Origin of the sequence: Zooshikella ganghwensis DSM 15267 (genome assembly GCF_000428585.1) — a bacterium.
GTDB classification, from domain to species: domain Bacteria; phylum Pseudomonadota; class Gammaproteobacteria; order Pseudomonadales; family Zooshikellaceae; genus Zooshikella; species Zooshikella ganghwensis.
The window spans coordinates 1-7,646 of sequence record NZ_AUAF01000182.1; the positions used below are offsets into that span (position 1 = coordinate 1).

Below are 7,646 nucleotides of genomic sequence, written 5' to 3' on the forward strand. Positions count from 1 at the left end.
TCATGCTATGTTATTTTGGTGGCCTTACTATCGCAATGCTTAAAGGAAAGAGTCTCTTTGGTGTAGTGGCTTTAGCGGCTTCTGGTTTTTTAATCTACATGTATTACATGCTTGTCTATGTAATAGCATTTGATGAAGTAAAAAAAGCACTTAACCCCTTTAATGGAAATTATATTCCTAAGGCAGTCGCTGAGAGTGCAGATACTAAAGAGGTGGAATATAAACTTGAGATTAACGGCTACCGAGCCTATTTGACAATCAAAGGTAAGCACGCAGTATCAGAGCTGAGTTTTAACGTGTGTCTGGAAGGAGATAATATAACCTTGAGTCAAGGCCGACCCGATACAACGGACTATTGTCAAATTACTAAAGCAGAATCTGAGTTAGAATTTATTTTGAAAGGTAAACGTAACGATGAACTGGAATGTCATTCTTGTGAGCAAGGGCCATATCCTTCAATTTGGCAAGTAACCTACCAGTAGATATACCACAAAAAAGATTTGCGAAGCATTTGTTATTTATCTCAATATTAAGTGAATATGCAAAAATTGATAATGATACCTGCATATATATTTGCAGCAATTAGCCTGGTTTTAACCTATTTTTGGTTATCAAACGTTATGTCAGGAAAGTCTGATCTCGCTTATGTTAAAAATTTTAAAGCAGATTATGAAAGCAAAAATGTAACTGTACATTACGCAGTTATTGAGTTTGATCTACCTGACGGCAAAGAGATTCAAACCATAACGAATCATACAGTTGACCCGAAAAATTACGATATAGGGTACCCCGTCAGAATTCGCTACAATCCAGATGACCCTAGTGATGTTCAAATAGATAGCTTTTATGGAAAAGGCGACTTAGTCATAATACTATGGATATTCGCGCTGGTTTGGTATGGTCTTGGCTTTGTAGTACGTAAAGTATTTTCATTTGCTGAAGATGAAAAATTTAAATCATAAATGATTTTTGTTTCACATGTAACTTAAGCCACTATTTACTTTATAGCAGCGTTGTATAGGAAGCTACCATAATGGAAAACCATGAATACGCAAAAGAAAACACCTAGTATGAACCATTGTCGGTCAATATCATAAGCAAGGAAAAATGTCGAGGGATCATCTTTGAAATAGTATAAGGTAACTGGCTCACCAATAGAATATTTTGTGTTACTACTTGATTTTGACAGTATTGTGTAAACACGATCTTCAACTGAATACTTCACCTTTGGAAAGTAAGAGTGGGCAGGTGATTTCTTGATTTGATAATCAATAACAGCAGCTTGCACTGTATAATATTCAGTAGTGATTTTATAAAGTGTAAATACACAGCTGAACGAAACCATAAATGAAAAGAAAGCAATCGAAGAAAAAAATAATCGCATAGATAAATGTTTAAAAAGTGTCAATTTAGTGATTTGTGTAATATACCCAAAACGAAGGTTTTTTTGGGGCGGCCGTCAAGTGATGAAGACCCTGGGCAAGTTTACTGCTGTGAAACTTGCGGTAGCCACTTTAACTGATATAACAGCGCTGCTGGGCGGTTATATTAATAAGTGACTGGGGTGAAGAGCGCTGACAACAAACCCTAAAAATGATTCGTGAAAGGTATACTACAGCGTAAAAATTACGAGAGGAAGTATGGGTTGGCTTATTACTATAGTTTTATGTATAGCACCACAATTTATTTTCGATCTTGATCATAATGGACATGTTTTTATGTACATTGGAGGCAGCTATTTATTGGCAGTATTTGCATTCTATCTCTTGACTTTCATTTATGCATGTATTCGAGGGGGGGAGGAGAGTAATTCACAGAATACACCAAAAATGAATAAACAAATTAAGGTTAAATCTAAAAAACATAGAAAAGGAAGTAGGAAGTCAAGTTATCAGTATTCTACAGATTATACTGACTATAGTAGCTCAAGTGGAAGTGATACTTGTTCTAGCAGTTCAAGTGATTCTTCGGGCAGTTGTGACTAGAGCTAGAGCGATTAAGAGTTCATGTATCACACTATGGGTGAGTAGATATTTTTAGAGCGTGGGTAGGCTATGTTCAAATTATAATCTTTTCGTTTTACTGTTAATGAAAACTTAGAGGCAGGGGTAATTTCTAGTGTCACATAATGCATATAGTTTAAATTTCTGGCTTTAAGGTGGTCTAGCCATTAGAGGATTACAGTTTGATTATTGTTATTTGAAAACTTATGAGTATACCAGTCACTAAAAGTATGCATGTTTGCACAAATTTTGGTTAAAGTTACACTAACAGGAAAATCGTTAAAGAAAAAATAAGGATTTAATTCAATATAAGATGTATGTTTGTTGCCTAAGTTCATAGTGTACATTTTTAATCTTGCACGTGAATTTAAGCGTTTCGAAATTTGACTTATGGCTTGAAGTGAAAGCTTCCAACCATACTCTCCTCCATCAGAGTATGTCTTCTTTTCTGATAATGTTGGAGGGTTTGGCATATAAGGTAAGCTAGCAATAACTAAATCATATTCTGGAACCAGTGGAAGCATTAACTCAATATCAGCAGCCATAACCTTAGCATATTGTTGAACATTATTTAATAATATATTAAATTTCGCATATTCAACCGCTTTAGGATTAATGTCAACCCCTGTTACAGTACAACCTTTCTCCGCTGCAAGTGTTGTATAAAGCCCGCATCCTGTCCCAATTTCTAAAACCCTTTGATTTTTAAATAATTCATTTGTATAAAATGGTGCACAAATATTGACTTCTTCATCATAAGGTGAAAATACTTGATCTAATGAGTTAGTTTTGTAGTCAGTGATAAAGAAGTAGCTTTGGTATGAATAAATACGATATGATGATTTTACTTGTCGATTAATTATTTCAAGTAAATTAAATTTTAATTGATACTTCATCAGCCTTTCATTTAGAGTACAGGTTTGATTATTTCGATAAAGTAAAGAAAATTCTTCAGGGTATAGGTCATGGAAGGATCTTAACTCATCATGAAGCTGCTTATAATCGTTCATTGTAATTCACTCCTTGCATAGACCCAACATATAACTAGTTAAAAACTAACAATAATCAGAATGTTTACCTGTAGATTAGTTGATGTTGATTGAGCCTTCTAGTAAGAATCCAAAGCTAATGACATATCTTTCGGGAATCAACGTTATTCATAGCGCTTACCCTATCAGACATCGAGATCGGGGATCTTTATAGCCCAGCAAGTGTTTGTGTCAATAAGTGAAATATTTCACCTGAACATGTATGGAAAGCGCAAATATAATCACTATAACAAGGTAATTTACGTCGCGCGGTTAGCTAATGAAAATGGCTGGATAAACTTTAACCAGCACTCATCAGGCTTGAAGATATAGGCGATTAAAATTTACTCAGTGTGAAGGGTTAGATAAGTAATATTAACAGTTAAGAGAGGATAAGTTGGTTGATCATTTAGAAGAAAAGAAAAGCTATGGGCAACATTGGCACTTGGATAAGAATATAAGTATTACTCATATCATTAGTACTTTTGCAGTTGTTATATCACTTTTTACATGGGGTGGTTCAATTGATAAACGGATTGATCAAAATAGTCAGTCCATTGGGCATCTTGCAGAAATGCAACAAAGGCAAGATCAGAGAATTACTGATATAAAAGGTGAAATAAGAGCTGATTTACAGCTTATCAGTAACAAACTTGATCGATTAATTGAATCTAAGATAAGTAACTAGAGTAGGTGCTTTATGGAGTTGGCTAAAATTACAAAAAAAATTATTGAGTGTTTAGAAGATGAAGTTGATGTAGTTGAAAATATCGGATCACAAACTGGTTTGTTAGATATTAGAAATCCACAAATAATCGCTGAAAATTTTCCTGCAATTCGTATTACGCCGAAACAGCTTAGTCCAAAACAGTTGGATTATTTTAATACACAAGAATATGAAGCGACTTATTTACTTTATTATTTTAACAAAGCTAAAGATGATTGGATGGATGATGTGGCATCACTTAACCTTTTGGACAAAGTGTTAAGGCTAGTTAAATCAAACAATTGGGGAATAAGTAGTATCACTCCAGCCATGAATATTACGGCTAATGCATTAACTGTAAGGCAAATAAATGGACATCTGATTAATGGGTGGCAAGAAAAGTGTTGAAACCATGGTGCAGCAAATTAATGAGGCGCTTGAAAAGAAAAGAGGTGATAGAAAACCAAAAATAGGAGTTTATGGCTATGGTACAACAAAAAGGTTAGTAATTGCTGAGCAAGAATTTAATGATTTTATCCATAAGGGAGAAATGGATGAAATACTTGATAAATATATTAGTCAAGCAATAGTAATTAATAATAAAATAAATGCTAAAAAACAACAGAATAAATCCGTACCTTGATAGATAGCTGATATAATTATAGGTTTGTTAATTGGGGTGATATTGTATTTTTGGAGGTAGCTCTCGACCTATACTACAACGAAAACCTGTATCAGCAGCAACTGTTGTTTTGGAACGAAACATTCTTTCATATACCGTATGGCTAGGGATAGAATAATTCTTTCCTCTAACTACCTTGTCTAAATTTGCTTCTGAATCTAATAGGGGGCCACTAGGGTTATTCTCTTGAGCGCTTGTAAAATAACTATCACTAAACCAGTCATTGACCCACTCCTCTGCATTCGCTTGCATATTGTATAGACCAATATCATTAGGTATGAATGAGTTTACTTTCATGAGATCTAGGCTTTCTTCTTCATTCATATTTACCCCAGGTTCATAAGTTCCATTTTTTGTTCCATACATGTATTCTTTACCACCTGAGCGAGCTGCATACTCCCATTCAGCCTCAGTTGGTAAACGGTAGTTTTTACCTGTAAGAGAAGCAAGCCAGTTACAAAAGTCTGCAGCTTCGTTCCATGTTAAAACAGTTGCAGGATAATTTGGCTTAGCAAGATAGTCAGGGTATTCCTCATCATATCGTTTTTTACCTGTAGCTTTTAAGTAAAGGTCAAAGTATTGATTTGGAGTTTCATATTTATGGATATAGAAATCATCTAGTGTTACCTTATGTTTTTGCCGTCTAATACGGTATTTAGGATTCTTCTCTTGCCACTCTTTATCTTGATCCCCCATAATAAAAGTACCTCCTTTAACGAAGACCATGCCAGCCTCATACTCTTCTAAGAAAGAATCTACTTCTTTTTTCAACTCTTCTTGCTCTACTTGTGATGAATTACACCCTATAAGTGTAAGTGATATCGCTAAGAATAAAATGTGTATACGCTGCATATTGTTGCTCTGGTATGCGAAGAAAGAAATCGTATAAGTAGTATAAGAGTAGATAAATGAGTAAGCAATTGTTAACAGCTAAAAGAAATGAAGAAAAGCACATGTAGGGTATTGTTATGGGAGGGATCACATGATCAATGTATCACTACTGCTATAATATGAATTAATATATTGTTAAGTGTTCTGCTTTCAAGATGGTTTTCTGATGATAATACTAGAGTATAAATTTCCTGCATCTTACCTTGAGTTAACTATCAATGGTTTACCAGTACTAAATAAACGCTATAGTGGTGTTATGTCTGGTAAACAATCGGTGAATGAATATCTTATTTCAGGTGAGAATAAAATACAGTTAGCTATTCTGCCACTTTCCGGCGCGATGGATGAAAACAGCAAGCTACCAGAAATTGATGTCCTTATTAAGTTGGTTGATAGTAAAAACAAAGAGGATCATTTACTTGAATTATCTCTCAATGGTAGTGAGCTAAATTTTGATTTTGAAGATAAAGCATTTGTATTTGAAGAAACCTTTATTTCTCATGAGAGTGATATATCAGTATTCTTAGATCAGATTGAGCCTATTGAAGACAAAGAATTATTATACAGATTTTGTGAACAGTTACATAATGCATTTGTAAGTAAAGATCAACAACTGCTTATAAAGCTATATATGCTACAAAGTAAATTATATGCAAAAGTATATGGGCAGTCTCCTGAATACTATTTAAAGCAATCCCTAACAGTGCATAGTGACTATACTTTTAAGTATGGCATGTTTTACCCTAAGCTTACACGAGAAGAACTTTATATCATTCCTTATCTTGACGAACGTTTACATTGTATTTCTAGGCAATGGCCTGGAATTAACGTAGATGAGATCCCCAATAATTTACCAGATAAATATATTGACAAAAGTCCATTTATAATGTCTAAAGAAAACGAGCAAGGTTTAAATTATACGGAAGAGGTGTCAGTGGTAAGTTACAATAAAGAGTTGAATCTGTTTTTCTAGTTTTTCTTAATTTAAATAAATCAAAGAAAGCCATTTATTAATGGCTTTCTTTTCTTGATGATATATAAAATCCAATAAATACATAAAAGAAGATAATACTGATACTTAGGCTTAAAATAAATGGCATATAAATAGGCATAAAACTTTTAATCATTGCTTGCCTAGGGTCTAATGGCGAGTATATAACAGTAACTTTATCACCAATAGAGTGCTCTGGACGGTTATTGCAATGAGGACTTTTAAATTTAATATCAACGTTACGATCTGAAGTAAATATAATGATAGGACAAAAGAAATCAGAGCGCCCAATTTCCTCTGATAACTCTGCCTCATGTCTAACTACTGTACCGATTGTCTCTTCTCCATTCAATGCGCGTTTAACAGATGAATTATATAAATAATTGCTTGCATACATAAGTGCTATGGCAATGATTAAGAATATGTACTTTATGTAACTAAACATGATTATTGATCCAGGTTTCAAATACCTTAATAGAGCTGAAATGTATGTAGTTCAACTCTAGATAGATTAATACGATAAGAGTAGTGATTAAAGCAAATAATGTAAAAGTTGAATACTCTACCCACTATTTTCTGTTTTCACACATAAATTAGATATAAAATAGTTCAAGCAAAAATATCCTTTTGCTATAGGGCTCATAATAATGGCCAATAGGTGTAAATGATAGCTGGCGTTTGTTACCGGGGCATAGGGTGAATATTACTGAACATGCTCATTTTGAAGGAGAATGAATACCTGATCACTCAGGTAAAGCATGAAGGGACCAATCCACAAGAATTGGATGAGGGGGCACAAAGCCAAGGTAGGCATTATATCAACTATACCCTTCACGAATCATTTTTAGGGTTCGTTGTCGGCGTTCTTCACCACAGTCACTTATTAATATAAGCTCCTATGGCTTCATCACTTGACGGCCTCCCCTAAAAAAGCTTCGTTTTGGCTAGCATTTGACTGCATACCTGCCGACAAAAACTATCGACCGGCGCAAAAACATAAAAAAGTCTTGATTGAAAGTACCCAGTCTGCCGTAGTGACAGGCCCTGCAGGTGAAGAAATCTACACCGATAAACATGGCCGAATCAAGGTGCAGTTTCACTGGGATCGAGACGGTCAAAAAAATGAAAAGACCACACGCTGGCTTCGTGTTAATACCGGAATAGCTGGAGGGCAATGGGGGCAAGTTGCAATCCCGCGGATTGGTCAAGAAGTGGTTATTGAGTATCTGGATGGTAATCCTGATAATCCGATGGTCACTGGGTGTGTTTATCACGCTAATAATAAAGTGCCGTATGAATTGCCTGCTCATAAAAGTCGCAGCACCTTTAAAACCGAAAGTAGCCC

At 34.7% G+C, this 7,646-nt stretch carries 11 protein-coding genes; 8 read left to right on the plus strand and 3 right to left on the minus strand.

Annotated features, from left to right (window positions below; genetic code table 11):
• Positions 1-482 (plus strand): hypothetical protein (locus F607_RS34905; RefSeq protein WP_038292098.1); only part of this gene is annotated, 482 nt, incomplete at its 5' end.
• A gap of 57 nt (positions 483-539) precedes the next feature.
• Entirely contained in the window at positions 540-962 is a 423-nt protein-coding gene (locus F607_RS0122875) for a DUF3592 domain-containing protein (protein ID WP_027709934.1), read from the plus strand.
• Positions 963-2,170: 1,208 nt separating this feature from the next.
• Here F607_RS0122875 and F607_RS0122895 read toward each other — a convergent pair.
• Positions 2,171-3,013, minus strand: coding sequence for a methyltransferase domain-containing protein (locus tag F607_RS0122895; RefSeq protein ID WP_027709937.1), 843 nt, complete (start codon positions 3,011-3,013; stop codon positions 2,171-2,173).
• A gap of 415 nt (positions 3,014-3,428) precedes the next feature.
• On the opposite strand from F607_RS0122895, the gene F607_RS0122900 reads away from it, so the two are divergent.
• From F607_RS0122900 to F607_RS0122910, 3 genes are read left to right on the plus strand one after another with little or no spacing between them, the layout of a single operon-like run.
• Positions 3,429-3,719, plus strand: a complete 291-nt coding sequence (locus F607_RS0122900) for a hypothetical protein (protein ID WP_027709938.1) — start codon at positions 3,429-3,431, stop codon at positions 3,717-3,719.
• Positions 3,720-3,731: 12 nt separating this feature from the next.
• On the plus strand, positions 3,732-4,145 hold the full coding sequence (locus F607_RS0122905) for a hypothetical protein (RefSeq protein ID WP_027709939.1): 414 nt from the start codon (positions 3,732-3,734) through the stop codon (positions 4,143-4,145).
• The gene (locus F607_RS0122910) at positions 4,123-4,380 is read left to right on the plus strand and encodes a hypothetical protein (RefSeq protein WP_027709940.1); all 258 of its coding nucleotides are present in this window, start codon (positions 4,123-4,125) and stop codon (positions 4,378-4,380) included. Before F607_RS0122905 ends, F607_RS0122910 begins: the two co-directional genes overlap by 23 nt.
• Positions 4,381-4,407: 27 nt before the next feature.
• Here the strand turns inward: F607_RS0122910 and F607_RS0122915 are convergent, their stop codons facing one another.
• Positions 4,408-5,271: a formylglycine-generating enzyme family protein gene (locus F607_RS0122915; protein ID WP_027709941.1), complete on the minus strand. Its 864-nt coding sequence runs from the start codon at positions 5,269-5,271 to the stop codon at positions 4,408-4,410.
• 205 nt (positions 5,272-5,476) lie between these two features.
• Between F607_RS0122915 and F607_RS0122920 the strand changes: the two genes are divergently transcribed.
• Positions 5,477-6,283 (plus strand): hypothetical protein, encoded by an 807-nt coding sequence (locus F607_RS0122920; protein ID WP_027709942.1) that lies wholly within the window; start codon positions 5,477-5,479, stop codon positions 6,281-6,283.
• Positions 6,284-6,320: 37 nt separating this feature from the next.
• On the opposite strand, the gene F607_RS0122925 is transcribed toward F607_RS0122920, so the two are convergent.
• Positions 6,321-6,746, minus strand: coding sequence for a DUF3592 domain-containing protein (locus F607_RS0122925; protein WP_027709943.1), 426 nt, complete (start codon positions 6,744-6,746; stop codon positions 6,321-6,323).
• A gap of 267 nt (positions 6,747-7,013) precedes the next feature.
• Between F607_RS0122925 and F607_RS34320 the strand changes: the two genes are divergently transcribed.
• Complete coding sequence (locus tag F607_RS34320) at positions 7,014-7,193, plus strand: hypothetical protein (protein WP_027709944.1); 180 nt, start codon at positions 7,014-7,016, stop codon at positions 7,191-7,193.
• Positions 7,194-7,212: 19 nt separating this feature from the next.
• The coding region (tssI, locus tag F607_RS31270) for a type VI secretion system tip protein TssI/VgrG (RefSeq protein ID WP_038292099.1) at positions 7,213-7,646 on the plus strand (434 nt) is incomplete at its 3' end.